This window comes from Chryseobacterium sp. 22543 (assembly GCF_052044565.1).
Classification (GTDB): domain Bacteria; phylum Bacteroidota; class Bacteroidia; order Flavobacteriales; family Weeksellaceae; genus Chryseobacterium.
The window spans coordinates 85834-105603 of the sequence record NZ_JBQENH010000005.1 but is presented as its reverse complement, the minus strand read 5'-3'; the positions used below and the strand labels follow the sequence as shown (position 1 = coordinate 105603).

Below are 19770 nucleotides of genomic sequence, written 5' to 3'. Positions count from 1 at the left end.
AATTTAGGGATACGGGATTTGTATTGCTCAAAAAACAATTTTTAACAACAAAAAGTAAACAACAAACAACATGCATAATTTCAAGAAAAAAATATTTGTTCCTTCTATTGCGCTTATTTCTACATTTTATTACGCACAGACGGACACGTTACAATCTAAGAAAATAGAAGATGTAGTCATCCTTGGATCAAGAGGTTCCGGAAGATCATTGACAGATACACCTGTTCCGGTAGACATCATTAATATATCAAAAATTTTAAAACAGAGCCCGACTAATAGTATCAGCCAGGCCTTAAATTATATTGTACCCTCATTTTCATCCACTTCTCACACGGTTAACGATGGAACTGACTTTGTAGATCCTGCTCTTTTAAGAGGTTTAGGTCCGGATCAGGTTTTAGTTTTACTCAATGGAAAAAGAAGATACCAGTCTTCATTGATTAATGTTACCCTCACACCGGGAAGAGGATCTGTGGGAACCGATCTTAATGCTATTCCAGCTTTTGCTTTAGAAAAAATTGAGGTTTTAAGAGATGGAGCTTCTGCCCAATATGGTTCTGATGCCATTGCTGGAGTCGTTAACCTTGGATTGAAAAAAAGATTGGGGCTTTCCGGACAGGTGTTTTTAGGTGGATATGCTTCACCTGTTGCCAATAATTTCTCCGGAGGAGTGGATGGACAGACCATTTCTGTAGACCTTAATTATGGAGCTAAAATTGGACAGACCGGATTTTTTAACGTTACAGGTTCTGCCCAATACCGAGACCCTTATTCCAGAGCCGGAGTAAGAGAAGGAGATATCTTCAATGCCTATAATGCCATTAATTACAGAGCATTACAGGATGGAGTGAATATTGATGGGTTGTATAAAAATATTACCAATACTTCCAATACTCAGCAGATTATCAATACAATTAAACAATATGCAGGTAAGGTTGGATATTTTGCACCGGATTTTCAGTCTCAGATTTCGGGAGCAAATAGTATTTCGGACCTTCAAAAATTATTAGGTAAAGATTTTACCTCCCAGGAACTTAATTACAGAGGATTAGAGAGAAAAGATTTCAGTCTGAGAGCAGGACAGTCTAAGCTGCAATCCGGACAGCTCTTCTTTAATTCTGAAATTCCTGTTAATGAGGAATGGAAGGTTTACTCATTTGGAGGTTACAGCTACCGCCTTGGAAATGCCGGAGGATTTTACAGACTTCCTAATACTGAAAGAAACATCAATGCAGTGACTCCCAACGGATATCTTCCTCAGATTGAAGCAACCGTAAATGATTATTCTCTCGCTGCAGGAATCAAAGGGAAATGGAATGGCTGGAATGTGGACTTCAGTAATACATTCGGGAAAAACGTCTTCAGTTTTGGGGTGGTAAATACCTTTAATGCATCACTTACAGACAGTTCTCCAAGAACTTTTGATGCCGGAGGCTCTGAGTTTTCACAAAATACCATCAACCTTGACTTTTCCAAAAAATATGATGTCCTGAAAGGATTGAACATTGCATTTGGAGGTGAATACAGACACGAAAACTATAAAGTAAATGTTGGAAAGGAAAATTCTTATGCTTCTTATGATATTTATGGACGTGTGGTAACCGCTAAAACCCCTGAAAATGAAAAAGTAACCGATTTCTTTGGAAATATAAGACCGGCCGGAGCTCAGGTTTTTCCAGGGTTTAGTCCGGAAAATGCAGTCTCCGGAAACAGAAACAGTATTGCGGCTTATGCAGATGCAGAGCTGGAGGTTACTGACGGATGGCTGCTGGAAGGAGCTTTACGATATGAGAATTATTCAGACTTCGGATCTACATTCAATTATAAGCTGGCAACCAATGTAAAGCTGGCTCCCAATCTAAACTGGAGAGGTGCTGTTTCTACGGGGTTTAGAGCACCATCTTTAGCACAAATCTATTATAGTTCTACTTCTACACTGATTCAACAGGGAAAAACTACACAGGTAGGTACTTTCAGAAACAATTCTGAAGCAGCACAGGCATTGGGTATTCCAAAATTGAAACAGGAAACCTCACAATCCTACAGCACAGGAATTACATGGAAGATTCCGTCATTAAGCCTGACTTTCACAGCAGATGCTTATTTAATAAAGATTAAGGACAGAGTAGTATTGACAGATCTTTTTTTCCGCCCTAATGGTAATTTTACCCCAGGTTCGGATCAGGCAGTTCTTCAGGACGCTTTTGATCTTGCAAGGGCAAGTGCTGCCAATTTTTTTGCCAATGCGGTGGACTCTCAGACGAAAGGGCTGGATATTACCATTTCTCAGAATTCAAAAATCTCATCAGGGATTTCTTTGGAGAATAACTTCGGCCTTAATCTTAATCAGACCAAAAGAATCGGAGATATCCATGCGTCACCTAAATTAGTAAGCCAGATTGATAATTATTTCTCAGAACCGAACAGAGTATATTTTGAAGAAGCTGTACCACGCGTAAAAGCTACCTTATCCAATACGTTAAGAGTTTCCGGATTTACTTTCCTGCTGCGTAATTCTTTCTTCGGTAAAGTGACAGATGCCGATGTTTTAGATGCTAATTTTGACGGAGTAACAGGAAGTACAGAGCACTTCATTCTTAATAATCGTTTGATAACTGATTTATCTGTAGGATATGATTTTAATAAAAATATTTCAGCAACTATCGGGAGCAATAATATATTGAACATACTGCCTTCTAAAAGCCCGAATATAAATTCATTAACAGCTGATAACCAGTTTGTATATTCAAGACAGGTTTCTCAGTATGGTATTGGTGGAAGGTTCTTATTTGCAAGAATTGAATTCAGATTCTAATAAATAAAGCTTAGAAAATTTAATAAAAAAAACAGAGAAGATATCTCTGTTTTTTTATATTCTATTACACCATAAAGAATGAATTATCTATTAGGGTGATTATTCTAATTTTATTTATTTCAGTGAAGAAAATTCAATAAAATCATATTCGGCGGAAGAAGAGAAAAGCTGTCTTAGTACTGCTGCATGGCCATTTCCGGCTATCACAAGAATTCTGTCTTCACTGTTGTGAGGAATCTTCTGAATATTGCGGAACATTCTCAGATTTCTGCTGTACCAATACAAGGCAAGCATATCTGCTCCATCAAATTCTCTAAGTTTAAAATCTCCACTCAGGTAAGCTCCATATCCATACTGATGACTTTCTTTAGAATTCATGTAGGTAAATGTGTCTAAAAGTGATTTGAAATTTTTAGGTTCAGAGCTTTTAAAGAAAACGTTAAACTGTTCGGAGATCAGATCATCACTTTTAAAATCATAATCTTTGCTGCGGTTATTAAAAAATGTAGAATCTGTTTTCCCAAATTTTGTCTGGAGATCATTCCAGATAGATTCTGCATCTATACTGAACAGTTCGTTGACTTTAAGTTCATTGGCGATGCGCATAGCAAGCTGATAGCGTTCGTCTCTTTCTTCTCTGTGTTTTCCCTCACCATACTCCTTCAGTTTTTGGTTTGCATTCCAGTTTGGCCAGGCTTCAATAGCAATCTTAGTAGGTTTAAATTTCTTGATATATTCTACAAGTTCAGCAACTTCCTTTGCAGTTTTAGGTGAAAGAACATCTATCTGATCTTCCTTATTGGTTGTATGAGCATCAAGATTAGGATAGTCAAAGTGGAAAGACCCTACAACAAGGACTTTGGTTTTTGGATTTTTGAAATAGTCCGAAGGCTTCTTTTGAGCAAAAAAGAATGTGGGAATGCATAGTAGAAGAATATAAATGAAGGTTTTCATAGGTTTATTTTTTTTGTTATTAAATTATTGAGCACGGTTTTTCTCTTCAAAATCCACCACTCTTTTATTAGATTTTACTTTCTGATTTCCAAAATTGTAAGTGATGCTGAGTGCCAGTCTTCTGGCATCCCAATAGTTGTTGAATGACTGTGTATTATCTGTGAAATACATATCTGCCTTAAAACCAGACTGCCTGAAAATATCACTCACCGAAAGGTTGACCTGAAGAGCCTTTTTCGCAAAACTCATCTTTACTCCTGCATCAATGCTTGCTCTGTTTTTTGCTGCAATATATCCGTCACGTGAAGGCAGATTCTGCCAGTAGTTGACAAACAGCATGAATGTTTTCGCCTTATTCAGCTGAAAAGTATTGTTGAGGGAATAATAAAATGACTGTCCGTTTTTAGGAATCAGATTGAATCTTGTAATCTGGGTCTCATTGTAACTGAACGAAGTTGAGATATTACTTTCCCAGATTTTGAAAAACGTATCTGTGTAATTGAAATTGATCCCGTACACGTTCTGATTATAATAATTTTCATAGGTACTGGTAAGGTCAATGCCGTTCAGGAATGAAATCTGGTCAAAATTATTCGTAGTTCTCTGGTAATAAAGATTCGCAGAAAATTTACTTTTAAAAATATAATTGAACTCAATATTATGATTAAAAGAGGGTTGCAGGCTTGGATTTCCGGAATAATATGTATTAGGATTGGAATACCATCGGAACGGATCTAAAGCCCGGAAATAAGGACGGTTGATTCTTCGGGAATAATTAATGCTGAACTGATTATTTTCATTGGCTTTATAAGATAAATAAGCTGTCGGGAAAAACTTTCCGTAATTATTCTCAGATTTTGACTGTGTAGTAAGGGAGAAACCGCTGGTTTGTGAATATTCATAACGGAGTCCTGCCTTTACAGACCATTTTTCACCAAAATCTTTACTGGCACTGATATAAGCTGCATAATTCTTTTCGTTATAATCAAAAAGATTGCTCTTTGCAGGATCTGTGATATAATTTCCATTGATGAAATTAAAATATCCAATATCCGAATTATTGGAAAACTGGCTGTATTTCGTACCGGTTTCTAACTGAATTTTTTTGAAATTTAAAGTTAAGTCAGCCTGTCCGGAATAGATCTTATAATCTACCGAAGAAAGATTTCTCACGACCTGTGTTGCGTTGCTGGTGACATTTCTTGTTGTAAAATTAACTTCCGTATCAGGTAAATTTCCATAATAATTGGCTCCGAAACTTAGCTTATGCTCTCCAAATTTCTGGTCAAAATACAGATTAAGCATTTGGGTTGTAAAAGGAGAACGATGCTTTGAATTCGTCTCTGTTTGTAAAGTAGGCGTACCATCTGTAAAGTAACTTTGTGTTGAAGTGATATCCATATTCGTATGCCCCTTTGTAATATCGTATACCAATCCGATATTGGAATTTTTAGAAAGCGAATAATCAAAATTGGCATTCAGACCGAGCCCGTCATTCATATCCCTTCTGTCATCCTTGCTGACAGAAGAACTTTGGCCAATAATATTATATTTTTCTACTGATCTTTTATCTCCGTCATAGCCCATTACTTTTACGGAGGCTTTTATTTTTTCATTCTGATAATTCACTCCTGCCACACTGCTGAAGCCGGCATATGTTTTTTGAGTATAACTGGTCGTCAGATAACCGTTCCATCCAAGATTCTGATTCTTTTTAAGGACAATATTAATGATTCCGCTATTTCCCTGTGCTTCATATTTGGCGGGTGGAGTGGTGATCACTTCTATTTTCAATATATTTTCAGAACGAAGATTTCTCAGATAATTAATCAGTTCAGATCCGGAAAGATTCAGCATCCTGTCATTCACCATCACAGAAACTCCGTTTTTTCCTGCAATAGAAAGAAGACCTTTATTTTCATCCACCTGTAATAAAGGAGTGCCGGCTAAGACCTCGGTTCCCGAACTTCCCTGTGAAAGCATAGAATTCTGAACATTATAAACCAGGCGGTCCACTTTACGCTCTACCAGAATTTTTTTGCCATTCATCGTTACTGCCTCAATTTTGTTGACGTTAGCAGTGTCTTTTGTTTGTGCTGTTGTAAAAGAACAAGCAAGGGCGGTTATAAATAAAAGATGCTTTTTCATAGGTTAGTAATGACAGATTAAATGATCTTTATGTTGAATTTCTCTGACAAAAGTATAGGAAGAGCCTTCCATTGGAAATAGCATTTAGATGAAGCCTGAGATTATACATGTCAAAATAGTTTCGTCGGAAAAAAACAGGTTTTTATCGAAAAGGGTTGATGAATTGTGGGGGTATAGAATTATATTTGAATATGAATAAAAAGCAAATTATCTGGCTTCAGATTTTTTATTGGAGTTTCAATTTTATAGGAAACAACATTACACCTTATTTCTTTTTTCCTGAGCGGAGAGGATTTGAATCATATGTGCTGAACTTTACTTATTTTATTACAGAAATCTCTACTTTTTATCTTTTGTATCTGGTTATTATTCCGAAAGTATTAAATCTGGAGAAACTTTATTCTGCCGTTTTAGTTTTTTTGATCTCTATTTTAAGCTTTGGTGTAATTCGGTATGGAATAGAAGAAGTGCTGCTTCCTATTACCCTTGGATTCAGAAATTATAATAAAGATACCGGACTTTTATATTATTTGACGGATAATATCTACAATGCATCATTGACTGTTTTCATTGCAGGAATCCTGTGGATCGTAGAGAAATATGGTGTTGCCGAAAATGACAAAAAGCAGCTTTTGATTGAAAAAAAACAGGCAGAACTTCAGGCGTTGAAAACCCAGATCAATCCTCATTTTATTTTTAATTCATTGAATAATATCTATTCTCTCGTATATCAAAAATCAGATAAAGCACTTCCTGCCATTGAGGAACTTGGCCAATTACTGAGGTACAGTACAAAAGATCTAGAAAAAGACTCGATTTCTCTGGATAAGGAAATTGGATATATTGACAGTTTAATTGCACTGGAAAAGCTTAGAATCAGAAATCCTGAACTGTTGAGTATAGAAAAAGATATTCAGCATCCACAACTTAAAATTTCACCGATGCTGTTGGTTCCTTTTGTAGAGAATGCTTTCAAACATGGTGATTTTCGTGATAAAGGTTTTGAAATGAAAATCTCTGATCATGATAAGATTCTGCATTTTTATCTTTTAAATTTTAAAACACAGAAAATGAAAGATACCGTGTCTGGAATAGGAATTCAGAATGTGAAAAAAAGACTGGAAATCCTTTATCCTAAACATCAGCTTGAGATCAAAAATTCAGAAACGGAATTTATTGTAGATTTAAAAATTGATTTACGGCATGAATAAGATAAAATGTATTATCGTTGATGATGAGCCGCTGGCAATCTCTCTGCTGGAGCATTATGTAGAGAAAATTCCTTTTCTTGAACTGGTTTTCTCTACAGAGAATCCAATTTTGGCTTTAGAATATCTGCAGAAAAACGATTCGGATCTCATCTTTCTGGATATTCAGATGCCGGAGCTTACGGGAATCAATTTTATGAAGATTGTTGGACCTGATCAAAAGTATATTCTGACTACAGCGTATTCGGAATATGCGTTGGAAGGATATGAACATAACGTTGTGGATTATCTTCTGAAGCCTATCTCCTTTGAAAGGTTTCAAAAGAGTGTATTAAAAGCTCAGGAGCGGTTTTCTTTTCCACAGGAAGAAAGCACCCATTTCTTTGTGAAATCCTCCGGACAAAGGCATCGTATCGGCTTTCATGAGATTTTATACGTAGAAAGTATCAAGGACTACGTCAATATCCGGACAGAAAATGATGAGTTTATTGTTCTGGATACTCTTAAATCAATGGAAAGTCAGCTTTCTGAAAAATTTGTGCGGATTCATAAATCTTTCATTGTCAATTTGGATAAAATCAAAAGTATTGGGGCAAAAAAAGTTGTTCTTCCTGAGTTTGAAATTCCTATCGGGGAAAGCTATAGAACAAATCTTCTGGATAGATTAAAGTAAGAAAATTGTAAGTTTTGGCTAAAGCCAGATGTATTTTATAATTTTAAAAGCGGACTAAAGTCCGCTCCTATTGAATTTATTAGCAGGAATTTTTGGTATGAAAATAAAAAAGACGACTTCAATTGAAGCCGCCTTTATATTAATTAATCTAACAATTAATTTTATTTTTCCTGTTGTTTGATTAGGTTAAGCGCAGAACCCGCTTTAAACCACTCAATCTGCTGATTGTTATAAGTATGGTTTGCCATGATGATATCTTTAGTTCCGTCAGCATGAACGAATTCTAAAGTCAACTGTTTTCCTGGAGCAAACTGGTCAAGATCTAAGAAGTTAACTGTATCATCTTCCTTGATTTTATCATAATCAGCTTCATTAGCGAAAGTGATTCCAAGCATACCTTGTTTTTTAAGGTTGGTTTCATGGATTCTCGCGAATGATTTTACCAATACAGCTTTCACACCAAGGTGTCTAGGTTCCATGGCAGCGTGTTCTCTTGAAGAACCTTCACCGTAGTTCTGGTCTCCTACAACGATTGTTGGAACGCCTGCCGCTTTGTAAGCTCTCTGTACAGCCGGAACCTCACCGTATTCACCGGTTAATTCATTTTTAACTTTATTGGTTTCCATGTTGTAAGCATTTACAGCTCCGATCAACATGTTGTTTGAGATATTATCTAAGTGACCTCTGTACTTCAACCATGGTCCGGCCATAGAAATGTGGTCAGTAGTACATTTTCCGAAAGCTTTGATCAATACCTTAGCTCCTTCAATGTTTTTACCATCCCAAGCCGGGAATTCTTCTAATAACTGAAGTCTGTCTGAAGTAGGACTTACATTCACAACAACGCTGGAACCATCTTCAGATGGAGCCTGATATCCATTATCATCTACCGCAAATCCTTTTGAAGGAAGTTCATAGCCTTTAGGTTCGTCAAGTTTTACCTGCTCGCCTGCTTCGTTAGTTAAAGTATCTGTAATCGGGTTAAAATCTAGTCTGCCTGAGATCGCAACAGCAGCTACCATTTCAGGAGAGGCTACAAATGCATGGGTATTTGGGTTACCATCAGCTCTTTTGGCGAAGTTTCTGTTGAAAGAGTGAATAATAGAGTTTTTCTCTCCTTTTTCAGCACCTTCTCTGTCCCATTGTCCAATACATGGTCCACAAGCGTTGGTAAAGATTCTTGCGTTTTCAAATTTCCTGAAAGAATCTAAGAATCCGTCTCTTTCAGCTGTAAATTTTACCTGTTCAGAACCCGGATTGATTCCTAAGATGGCTTTAGGTTTTACACCTTTTGATACGGCATCTTCTACAATGGAAGCAGCTCTTGATAAATCTTCATAAGAAGAGTTGGTACAAGAACCGATAAGTGCCCATTCAACTTCCAAAGGCCATCCGTTAGCTTCAGCTTTAGCTCTGAATTCTGCAACCGGAGTTGCCAGATCCGGAGTGAAAGGTCCGTTTAAGTGAGGCGTCAGTTCAGAAAGGTTGATTTCTATTAACTGGTCGAAATATTGTTCAGGGTTTGCATATACTTCTGCATCTCCTGTTAAATGCTCAGCAATTTTATCCGCAGCATCCACTACATCCTGTCTTCCGGTAGCAGCAAGATATCTTCTCATAGAATCATCGTATCCGAAAGTAGAAGTTGTAGCCCCAATTTCAGCACCCATGTTACAGATTGTACCTTTACCTGTTGCAGAAAGAGATTCTGCCCCTTCACCGAAATATTCTACGATGCATCCGGTTCCTCCTTTTACGGTAAGGATTCCTGCTACTTTCAGAATAACATCTTTTGCAGAAGTCCATCCGCTCATTTTACCGGTTAATTTTACCCCGATAAGTTTAGGCATTTTAAGCTCCCAGGCCATTCCTGCCATTACGTCTACCGCATCAGCACCACCAACACCTATTGCTACCATTCCCAGTCCTCCTGCATTTACAGTGTGTGAATCTGTACCAATCATCATCCCTCCAGGGAAGGCATAATTTTCCAGTACAACCTGGTGAATGATACCTGCTCCCGGTTTCCAGAATCCGATTCCGTATTTATCACATACAGAACTTAGAAAGTTGAATACCTCAGAGTTTTTGTTGATTCCTTCCTGTAAATCTTTATCAGCTCCTACTTTTGCCTGTATCAGGTGATCCGCGTGAGCTGTGGAAGGAACGGCAACTTTAGTTTTTCCTGCCTGCATGAACTGTAAAAGTGCCATCTGTGCAGTGGCATCCTGCATTGCTACTCTGTCTGGAGCGAAGTCTACATAAGAGTTTCCTCTTTCATAAGCCTGTGTAGCATTTCCTTCCCAAAGGTGGGTGTAAAGGATTTTTTCTGAAAGGGTAAGAGGTTTTCCTACGGTTTGTCTTGCTGCAGCAATTCTTTCCGGGTAACGCTCGTACACCTTTTTGATCATATCAATATCAAAAGTCATATCGTATTTTAGTTTTGTTCTTTTTCCGTTTAATGTTTCCTTTTCTACTGTCTGAAAAAGAAAAATCACTTTTCTATATATCAAAAAACGTTCCTATAATCCATAAACAGGGTTGTTTTTGATTCCAAAATCAATAGATTTTATAACTTTCAATTTAAGAAAAAATAGAATCTATTTTCCGGATTTTATCGAAAAAAAAACATAACTATCTTAAAATAGAAACGTTCTAAACAAAAAATTGGAAGATTTTAAATCCCAAAGGACTAAAATCTTCCAATTATATAATTTTCAATAGTCTTACGACGTATGTGTAAATCTCTTAGTGAGCGCTTGTACTTGTTAATTCTTTAATAGAAGGTACAAAAGTGGTAAGGTCAATACCCTCAACGGCAGCTTTGTATTCATCAATATTAGGAATTCTTCCAATGATCGCAGAAAGAACTACAACCGGAGTTGAAGCAAGTAAAGATTCACCTTTTTTACGTTCAGAATCTTCAACTACTCTTCCCTGGAAAAGACGTGTAGAAGTTGCTAATACTGTATCTCCTTTAGCTGCTTTTTCCTGGTTACCCATACAAAGGTTACATCCGGGACGCTCAAGGTACATTACGTTTTTATATTCAACACGAGCTTCTCCTTTTGGAGCATTATCATCAAATTCAAAAGCTGAATATTTTTCCAGTAATTCCCAGTCTCCTTCTGCCTTTAATTCATCAATGATGTTGTAAGTAGGTGCTGCTACTACAAGAGGAGCATTAAACTCTACCTTTCCTTGTTGTTTTTCAATGTTTCTAAGCATTTGAGAAACAATCTTAAGGTCACCTTTGTGAACCATACAAGATCCTACGAAACCAAGGTCTACTTTTTTCTCACCTCCATAATAAGAAAGGTCTCTGATGGTATCGTGAGTATATCTCTTAGATACATCGTCGTTATTTACATCTGGGTCAGCAATCATAGGTTCTACAATTACATCAAGATCTACAACTACTTCAGCATAATATTTAGCATTTGCATCCGGAGTCAAAGCAGGTTTTTCTCCTGATCTGATCTCTGCAATTCTCTTGTTTGCTTTGTCAATTAGTCCCTGAAGAACTTTATTATGGTTATCCATACCTTTATTAATCATGATCTGGATTCTGCCTTTTGCAATTTCCAGTGATTCAATTAAAGTATTATCTTCAGAAATGTTGATAGAAGCTTTTGCCTTCATCTCAGCAGTCCAGTCTGTAAAGGTAAATGCCTGGTCAGCAGGAAGTGTACCAATATGAACCTCAATGATTCTACCCTGGAATACGTTTTCTCCTCCAAACTGCTTCAACATCTGAGCCTGTGTTGCATGAACTACATCACGGAAATCCATGTGTTCTTTCATGTTTCCTTTGAACGTTACTTTCACAGATTCAGGGATTGGCATAGATGCTTCACCTGTAGCTAATGCAAGAGCAACTGTTCCTGAGTCAGCTCCGAAAGCCACCCCTTTAGACATTCTTGTGTGAGAGTCACCACCAATGATGATGGCCCACTCATCTACAGTGATGTCGTTAAGAACCTTGTGGATTACGTCAGTCATTGCATGATATTCACCTTTCGGGTCGCGGGCTGTAATAAGACCGAACTCATTCATGAATTTCATCAGTTTCGGAATATTAGCCTGAGCTTTTTTATCCCAAACAGAAGCCGTATGACATCCTGACTGGTATGCACCATCAACGATTGGGGAAATCACTGTTGCAGCCATAGATTCAAGTTCCTGAGAAGTCATAAGACCTGTTGTATCCTGAGATCCAACGATATTCACTTCTACACGAACATCTGAACCAGCGTGTAACACTTTTCCTGGAGTAGTTCCAACAGCATTTCTGTTGAATATTTTCTCTACAGCCGTAAGTCCTTGCCCTTCGTGAGAAATTTCTTTTGATGGAGCAAAAACAGCAGGTGCTTCAATTCCTAAAAGCTGAGCTGCAAATGTCTGTAGTTTTTTACCAAATACGATAGCGTAAGATCCACCCGCTTTGATGAATTCCATTTTTTGCGGAGTGAAAGATTTAGTAAGGTCGATAAGTTCTTTATCGCCGTTATATAATTTCTTTTCTTTTGTATTAATCGTTAAAACAGTTCCTGTTGCTACTGAATAAGCTTCTTCAAGAACGATGTCGCCATTTTCGTTACGAATTGGGTTTCCGTTTTCATCAACTTTCTTTACCCAGTTTTTAAGGTCAACACCAATACCTCCGGTAACGTCTACTGTTGTAAGGAAGATCGGAGAAATACCGTTTGTTCCTCCTACAATTGGAGCAATGTTTACGAATGGTACATAGGGGCTGGCTTGTTTACCTGTCCAAAGAGCAACGTTATTCACTCCAGACATTCTTGATGAACCTACACCCATTGTTCCTTTTTCAGCGATAAGCATAACGCTTGCATCAGGATGCTGTGCCTGTAAAGCTTTAATTTCTTCCTGAGCCTCAGGAGTGATCATACATTTACCATGAAGTTCACGGTCTGATCTTGAGTGGGCCTGGTTACCCGGAGAAAGTAAATCTGTAGAGATATCTCCTTCACCGGCAATAAATGTTACTATTTTGATTTCTTCAGCAACTTCCGGCAGTTTCGTAAAGAATTCAGCTTTTGCATAGCTTTCAAGAATTTCTTTTGCGATTTCGTTACCGCTGTTGAATGCTTCCTTCAGACGGGTTGTGTCTGCTTCATAAAGGAAAACCTGTGTTTTAAGAACAGCTGCAGCTTCTTTAGCGATAGCCGGATCGTTACCTAAAGCAAGGTCCAGCAGCACTTCAATAGAAGGTCCGCCTTTCATATGAGATAATAATTCAAAGGCAAATGCCGGGGAAATTTCTTCTACTATGGATTCACCCAGAATAATTTCTTTTAAAAATTTAGCTTTCACTCCCGCCGCACTTGTCGTTCCGGGTAGCGTGTTGTAAATGAAAAATTTAAGAGAATCCGATCGGTCAGCATTACCTGAATCTTTAATCTGTGTAATGATTTCGCTTAGTAATTCAGCACCATCAATAGGCTTTGGATGAAGCCCTTGGGTTTTTCTTTCTTCAATCTCTTTGATGTAATCCTTATAAATATTCATAATAGAAGGTCTTTCAACATTAAAGGTAGGCCTGCTTCTTCTTTACCGGTCTGTACAAATACAGTTAATGACATTTTGAGTTCTCGCATTTTGATGCAACATTAACCGAATAAAGTCAGCATAATCTACACTTTCTTAAAAGTTTTTTAAAATTATCAAACAATTCAAAATGTTCCCAAAATTACGAATTTTTAATATTTTATAGAAACGAAATTATTTAGATTCTTTATAAATATGAATTTTATAATATCTATTTTTGGTCATATTTTTGTAGACATATGGTGAATATGAAAAATATCCTAAATGTTTTATGCATTTTTACTTCGGTTTTCGTTTTTTCACAGACTAAATCTGTGAAGAAAATAACGGTGAAGCAAGGCGTGAAAACAGCGGTTAAGAAAGGGTCTGCAGCTAAAAAGCCTAATCCTGATTTAGTAATAATCAATAAAGATCTTCCGGTTTTGATTCCTAAGAAGAAAGGTGATCATTTTGGGTATGTTAACCAGAAAGGGAAATTTATTATTCAGCCGGAATATCATATTGCCGTATTTTTTTACGAAGACTGCAACCTTCTGAATTCTCCTAATGAAAAAGTTAGAAAATTCGGAACAAAAGAATATGCTACAGTAGAAAAAGATATGATTTCTTACCGGGTAGATCAGTCTGGGAAGAGAGTATACCAGTTCAAAGAAGCCGATTTTGGAAAATGTATATTTGAAGAATATAAACAGCAGCTATTTCAGGCTTATACTCTGAATGGTTTTTACGGCATTATTGAAAAATCAAAATTTGTGAATGCTGCAGATTACAGGCAGTTTCAGATCTATCCTCAATATCAGTATCTGTACATTATGGAAGGTGATGATGTGGCTAATCCCATGATTGTTGCTTCCAATAATGATAAATTTGGAGTGATTGACGTTAACAATAAGATCATCATTCCTTTTGAATATGCCAATATTAAAAGAAACTTTAGCTGGAAACTGGGGAAGATGTTTGAAGTCACGAAAGACGGAAAAAGCTACTATTATGTTGATGCGGACAATAAAACCTATTAGAAAATTATAAATTATAAATTATGAATGATGAATGATGAATGATGAATGATGAATGGTTCATTCAATAACTCCTATTTTCCGTGATGTTTTTATTATCTCATAACCCAATATCCCGCAACCCGTAACCCGGATTTTACATTCTCTTTTATCTCATATATTTTTTGTAATTTTGCGGCTGAAATAAAGGGGTGCTTTAACAGGCTGAGATTATACCCAATGAACCTGGAACAGGTAATGCTGTTTAGGGATGCGTCTTCATCAGGCGCTTATTGTATAATATCTTATCGATCCCCTTTTATTCATTAAATGTCAAAGATTTATAGAATGAAAGGATTATTTTTTTTAGGGCTTAGCGTGGGCTCTGTAGCCTTTATCCAGGCTCAGAATAAGGATTCTCTGAAAATCAGAGAAATTGAAGCCGTCAACTTTACCAAAAGGCTGCCGGTAGCAAAGGAAATCATCAACGTACAGAAAGATTTAGACGGTAAAAATTTAGGACAGGATCTTCCTATTCTTTTAAAAAATCAAACCTCCATTATTTCTACCTCAGATGCAGGAAATGGAGTAGGATATACCGGTTTTAGAATTCGTGGAGTTTCAGGAAGCGGCATTAATGTAATGATGAATGGTGTTCCGTACAACGATTCTGAAAGCCAGGGGACTTTTTTTGTGAATGTTCCGGATTTAACAAGTTCTGCGTCTCAGATTGTTATTCAAAGAGGGGTGGGAACTTCCAATAATGGTGTTTCTGCTTTTGGCGCAAGTATCAATGTGATTTCTAAAGATCCTGAAGAAAAGTTTTATTTTAAAACAGATGACAGCTACGGCTCATTCAATACCTATAAATATTCGGCTGAAGTAGGTTCCGGTAAGTTCTGGAAAAACCGTCTTTCCATAATGGGAAGATATACGCATATTCACTCTGACGGATATATTGACAGAGCTTCATCAAACTTACATTCTTATAATTTCACTGCTTTATTTGAAGAAGGAAACACAAAGCTGCGTTTAATGGCTTTCGGCGGAAAAGAGAAAACCTACCAGGCATGGAACGGGATTGACCGTAAGACATGGGAAACCGATCCTAAATTCAATGTTTCAGGTGCTATTTATGATGCCAATTGGGAGAATATTGTAAGTTTCTATGACAACGAAACAGACAATTACAGACAGAACCACTATCAGTTGCTTTGGGAACAAAAATTCAGTGACCGATGGAATCTTGAAACTACTTTTCACTATACCAAAGGAAAAGGATATTACGAAAACTACAAGCAGGGAGATCCTTTTTCCAGATACAATTTACCTGATTTGACTGAAGGAGGGCAAACTATAAAATATTCAGACTTTATTAGAAAAAAATGGCTGAATAATGATTTTTATGGAGTTGTTTCAACGCTTTACGGAAAGTTTGAAAACTTAGATCTGAATGTTGGCGCTGTTGCCAATCAATATTACGGAAGGCACTATGGAAATGTTACCGGAGTATTTTTTCCTCAGATTGATGAAAGTGAGTATTACAGAAGCCGCTCAATAAAGAATGAAGTATCCGGTTTTGCAAAAGCTTTGTTCAGAGTAGATAATTTTGAATTTTTTGGTGATTTACAGCTTAGAAAAATCAATTATAATACTAAAGTCCTGATGGCTGGTGATGGTGAAGGTGCAGATTTAAGTAAGAACTGGCTGTTTTTTAATCCAAAAGCCGGCGTAAATTACAGAATTGAAGGTGGTAAAGTATTCCTGTCATACGCTCATGCACACCGTGAACCGAACAGAGATGACTTGATGGCGAATAACGATGTTAAACCTGAAAAACTTCACGACATTGAAGCTGGTTTTGAAAAACAGTTCGGGATTGTATCCTTTACAGCGAATCTCTATTATATGTACTATGTGAATCAATTGGTATTAAATGGTGTACTTAATAATGTAGGAGCATTCATCAGAACCAATTCCGGGAAAAGCTACAGAAGAGGTATTGAGGTAGGTGCCCTGGCAAAGCTATCCAAGCAATGGGAAGTTTCCGGAAATGTGACGCTAAGCCAGAGCAGAAACCAGGATTTTAATATTCAAAATGGAGATGTTCCTAAAAGTCTTGGAAATACACAGATTTCATTCTCTCCAAATGTAATTGCCAATGTAGGTCTGAAATTCAACCCTACAAAGAATTTTCAGTTTGCTTTAATGAATCAGTATGTCGGGAAACAATATCTGGACAATACGGAAGATGCAAATCTGCAGCTTAAAGATTATTTCCTGACAGATTTCAACGCTCAGTATCAGTTTAAAATTGGCAATAATGAAATCACATTAAAACTGTTGGTGAATAACCTGTTCAATAAAAAATATGTCAACAACGGATCCGTGTACGAAGGACAGCCATATTATTTTTCACAGGCAGGAACGAATTTCATGTTTGGAGTGAGCTGGAAGATTCAATAATGAGAAGGTCGGAAAGTAAATAAGTGAATTTGTAAATCTGCCCTTTTACCCGTTTCATTATAACTGTTAAGCTTAAAAAAAGAAGTTTAAATACCTGTATTCCAGTTTTGATACAGAATAATCAAAAGACTGTTTCGGCAGTCTTTTTTTATATAGGTTAAATATCTTAAAAAGTCATGAAAAAGTTATAAATTTGCTGCCAAATGAATATTTCAGCATACATTTTAGAATACTTAAAACAATTTGGAACTGCCACGGTTCCAGGCTTTGGGGTGTTTTCACTGAAAAATTCTAAGGCAATTATCAATTCCGAAAACGGGAGTATCTTACCTCCAGCCAGTCAGATTGAATTTACAATAGACTACGAAGTACAGGCTGAAGATCTTACTGCTTTTATTGCAGGACAGAAACAGATGTCCTTAGAGGCTTCAAGAAGTGATCTGAAGATCCAGACAGATTTTTGGAAGAAGAAACTTCAGGCCGAACAGGTTCTTGAAATTCAAAACCTTGGAACAGTTTTCATTGAAGAAGGACATACCCATTTCAAAGGAAAAAGAATAGAATCAGGACGTCCGGACTTTTATGGACTTGAAGAGATCAGATTTTCAGATATCAATAACGGAGAAAAGGTAAATCCTTCAGTTAATCGCGAAAAGGATTTCAAATTCAGAAAAACTCTTCTCTGGGTTTTCCTTTTGATTATTCCGGTTTTGGGGATTTTATATCTGGCTTTTACCCAGCAGGAACTTCTTTTTGGTAAAAAGTCTTTCAATAAGGTTTCCGTACAAACCTCTACCCACAGAATTGTAAAAGATACCATTAAGGTGATGGTACATACCCCAAAAGCATCCGTTTCAGATTCTTTGAAAAAAGATTCATTAGCAAAACCTGTCGGAAAAGGAGTAAAACCAGCTCCGGCCGTTCCAAACAACACTAAGACTAGATGGCAAAAATAAAAAAAGCGTCAGACTCTCTGACCATTATGACCAATATCGTTCTTCCGAACGAAACCAATTCTTTAAGAAATCTTTTTGGAGGTGAACTTTTGGCAAAAATGGACCGTTGTGCGTCTATTTCTGCGGCAAGACACTGCGAGAGAAGAGTAGTAACAGCTTCTGTAAACCACGTGTCTTTCAATCACCCGATTCCGGAAGGCGGAGTAGTGGTATTGGAATCTAAAGTTTCCAGGGCATTTTCTACCTCCATGGAAGTATATGTGGATGTATGGTTGGATGACCCGATCAATCAGAAGAAAATTCATACCAATGCTGGTATTTATACTTTCGTTGCAGTAGATGAATTCAACCGTCCGATTCCGATTCCGGAAATGGTTCCTGAAACAGAAGAAGAAAAAGAAAGATTTGCAGCAGCATTCCGTAGAAAAGAACTTTCATTAATTCTTTCCGGAAGAATGAAACCTCTGGAATCTGTAGAGCTTAAAAAACTCTTCCAGGAACCACAGGAGTCTAAGAAAGATAAGAAATAACCTCCTATAAAACACAAAAGACACAAATATCTGGCACGAATTTCCACAAATGGTTTATGCCTAATCAAATGAAAAAAAATAATCAAAATGGATATTTCAGAAAATGATATATCAAAAATTGTCTACGAAGCAGGGTATATAGTTCATAAGACATTGGGTCTAGGACTTTTAGAAAGTGCTTATGAAGAATGTTTGTTTTATGAATTAAATAAACAAGGTATTCTTGTAGAAAGGCAAAAATCGATGCCATTAGTTTATGATGAAGTGAAAATGGATGTGGGCTATAGGCTTGACTTTTTGATTGAGAAAAAAATTGTACTGGAAATAAAATCTATAGAATCATTACAAGATATTCATTTAGCACAAATACTTACATACTTTCGCTTAAGTAATTGTAAACTTGGAATGTTGATTAACTTTAATACGCTTCAATTTAAAAATGGAGTTAAGAGAGTGATTAACGGGATATTATAATTTGTGTTATTTGTGAAATAAATTAGTGTCATTCGTGTTTAAATTATGAAAATACTTCTTTTAGATAAAAATCATCCTCTTATCACTGAGCAGCTTTTGGCTCAGAATTTTATATTGGAAGAGGATTTTACATCGTCTTATGATGAGGTTTGCAATAAAATTGAAAATTACGACGGGATTATTATCAGAAGTCGTATTCCTTTAGACCAAAATTTTCTGGAGAAGGGTAAGAACCTGAAATTTATTGCAAGGGTAGGAGCCGGAATGGAAAACATAGATATTCCTGTTGCTGAAAAACTGGGAATCCAACTGATCAATTCTCCGGAAGGAAACAGAGATTCCGTAGCAGAACATGTGGTAGGAATGCTGCTTGTGATCATGAACAGACTTTTTATTGCCTCTCAGGAAGTGAAAAATGGGATCTGGAAACGTGAAGAAAACAGAGGAGATGAATTGCTGGGGAAAACTGTAGGGCTTATCGGATATGGAAATATGGGGAAAGCTACAGCTAAAAGGCTTTCAGGATTCGGATGTAAAGTGATCTTCCATGATATACTTCCCGGCCTTTCGGATGAATATGCAATACAGGTTTCTCTGGAAGAGCTGAAACAGTCTGCTGAGGTTGTAAGCTTACATATTCCTTTGACTTCAGAAACGCATTATCTTATAGATGAAACGTTCATTGCAGAAATGAAAAACAACTTCTATTTTGTCAATACGGCAAGAGGAAAGAATGTGAAAACTAAAAGTTTAGTAGAAGCATTGAAGTCAGGAAAGGTAAAAGGTATCTGTCTGGATGTTTTGGAATACGAAAAATCTTCTTTCGAGCATATTGAAACTGAAAATGAAGATTTAAAATACCTTCTTGAATGTGAAAAAGCCATTGTAACACCACACATTGCCGGGTGGACACACCAGAGCAAAGAAAAGTTGGCTCAGTTTATTGTAGATAAAATTGTAGCTTCACATTGTTAAACAAT

13 protein-coding genes are annotated in these 19770 nt (G+C 36.8%); 9 read left to right on the top strand and 4 right to left on the bottom strand.

Going from position 1 to position 19770, the window contains the following annotated elements; genetic code table 11:
- The first annotated feature begins 70 nt into the window (after positions 1–70).
- The gene (locus tag ACTJIP_RS18195) at positions 71–2815 is read left to right on the top strand and encodes a TonB-dependent receptor plug domain-containing protein (RefSeq protein WP_077419495.1); all 2745 of its coding nucleotides are present in this window, start codon (positions 71–73) and stop codon (positions 2813–2815) included.
- Positions 2816–2929: 114 nt separating this feature from the next.
- Here the strand turns inward: ACTJIP_RS18195 and ACTJIP_RS18190 are convergent, their stop codons facing one another.
- Together ACTJIP_RS18190 and ACTJIP_RS18185 are read right to left on the bottom strand one after the other, a co-directional pair.
- Complete coding sequence (locus ACTJIP_RS18190; protein WP_440704917.1) at positions 2930–3769, bottom strand: DUF5694 domain-containing protein; 840 nt, start codon at positions 3767–3769, stop codon at positions 2930–2932.
- Positions 3770–3793: 24 nt separating this feature from the next.
- A complete protein-coding gene (locus tag ACTJIP_RS18185) occupies positions 3794–5917 on the bottom strand; it encodes a TonB-dependent receptor domain-containing protein (protein ID WP_440704916.1) in 2124 nt (707 codons plus the stop codon).
- A 191-nt stretch (positions 5918–6108) separates the two neighbouring features.
- Here ACTJIP_RS18185 and ACTJIP_RS18180 point away from each other — a divergent pair, with 191 nt between their 5' ends.
- Both ACTJIP_RS18180 and ACTJIP_RS18175 read left to right on the top strand, forming a co-directional pair.
- The gene (locus ACTJIP_RS18180) at positions 6109–7128 is read left to right on the top strand and encodes a sensor histidine kinase (protein WP_077419498.1); all 1020 of its coding nucleotides are present in this window, start codon (positions 6109–6111) and stop codon (positions 7126–7128) included.
- Entirely contained in the window at positions 7121–7798 is a 678-nt protein-coding gene (locus ACTJIP_RS18175; RefSeq protein ID WP_077419499.1) for a LytR/AlgR family response regulator transcription factor, read from the top strand. Before ACTJIP_RS18180 ends, ACTJIP_RS18175 begins: the two co-directional genes overlap by 8 nt.
- A 161-nt stretch (positions 7799–7959) precedes the next feature.
- Here ACTJIP_RS18175 and ACTJIP_RS18170 read toward each other — a convergent pair whose 3' ends face one another.
- Both ACTJIP_RS18170 and ACTJIP_RS18165 read right to left on the bottom strand, forming a co-directional pair.
- Entirely contained in the window at positions 7960–10227 is a 2268-nt protein-coding gene (locus tag ACTJIP_RS18170) for an aconitate hydratase (protein ID WP_077419580.1), read from the bottom strand.
- A 319-nt stretch (positions 10228–10546) separates the two neighbouring features.
- On the bottom strand, positions 10547–13330 hold the full coding sequence (locus tag ACTJIP_RS18165; protein WP_077419500.1) for a bifunctional aconitate hydratase 2/2-methylisocitrate dehydratase: 2784 nt from the start codon (positions 13328–13330) through the stop codon (positions 10547–10549).
- Positions 13331–13617: 287 nt separating this feature from the next.
- On the opposite strand from ACTJIP_RS18165, the gene ACTJIP_RS18160 reads away from it, so the two are divergent.
- The 6 genes from ACTJIP_RS18160 (at position 13618) to ACTJIP_RS18135 (ending at position 19765) form a co-directional block, all read left to right on the top strand.
- Positions 13618–14388, top strand: coding sequence for a WG repeat-containing protein (locus tag ACTJIP_RS18160; RefSeq protein WP_232539021.1), 771 nt, complete (start codon positions 13618–13620; stop codon positions 14386–14388).
- A gap of 324 nt (positions 14389–14712) precedes the next feature.
- On the top strand, positions 14713–16830 hold the full coding sequence (locus ACTJIP_RS18155) for a TonB-dependent receptor (protein WP_440704915.1): 2118 nt from the start codon (positions 14713–14715) through the stop codon (positions 16828–16830).
- Between the two features lie 203 nt (positions 16831–17033).
- Positions 17034–17786: a hypothetical protein gene (locus ACTJIP_RS18150; protein ID WP_077419503.1), complete on the top strand. Its 753-nt coding sequence runs from the start codon at positions 17034–17036 to the stop codon at positions 17784–17786.
- Positions 17774–18316 (top strand): acyl-CoA thioesterase, encoded by a 543-nt coding sequence (locus tag ACTJIP_RS18145; RefSeq protein WP_077419504.1) that lies wholly within the window; start codon positions 17774–17776, stop codon positions 18314–18316. The genes ACTJIP_RS18150 and ACTJIP_RS18145 overlap by 13 nt, the downstream gene beginning before the upstream one ends.
- An 87-nt stretch (positions 18317–18403) precedes the next feature.
- Complete coding sequence (locus ACTJIP_RS18140) at positions 18404–18790, top strand: GxxExxY protein (RefSeq protein ID WP_317169696.1); 387 nt, start codon at positions 18404–18406, stop codon at positions 18788–18790.
- Positions 18791–18835: 45 nt separating this feature from the next.
- A complete protein-coding gene (locus tag ACTJIP_RS18135) occupies positions 18836–19765 on the top strand; it encodes a 2-hydroxyacid dehydrogenase (RefSeq protein ID WP_428168768.1) in 930 nt (309 codons plus the stop codon).
- The last annotated feature ends 5 nt before the right edge of the window (positions 19766–19770 follow it).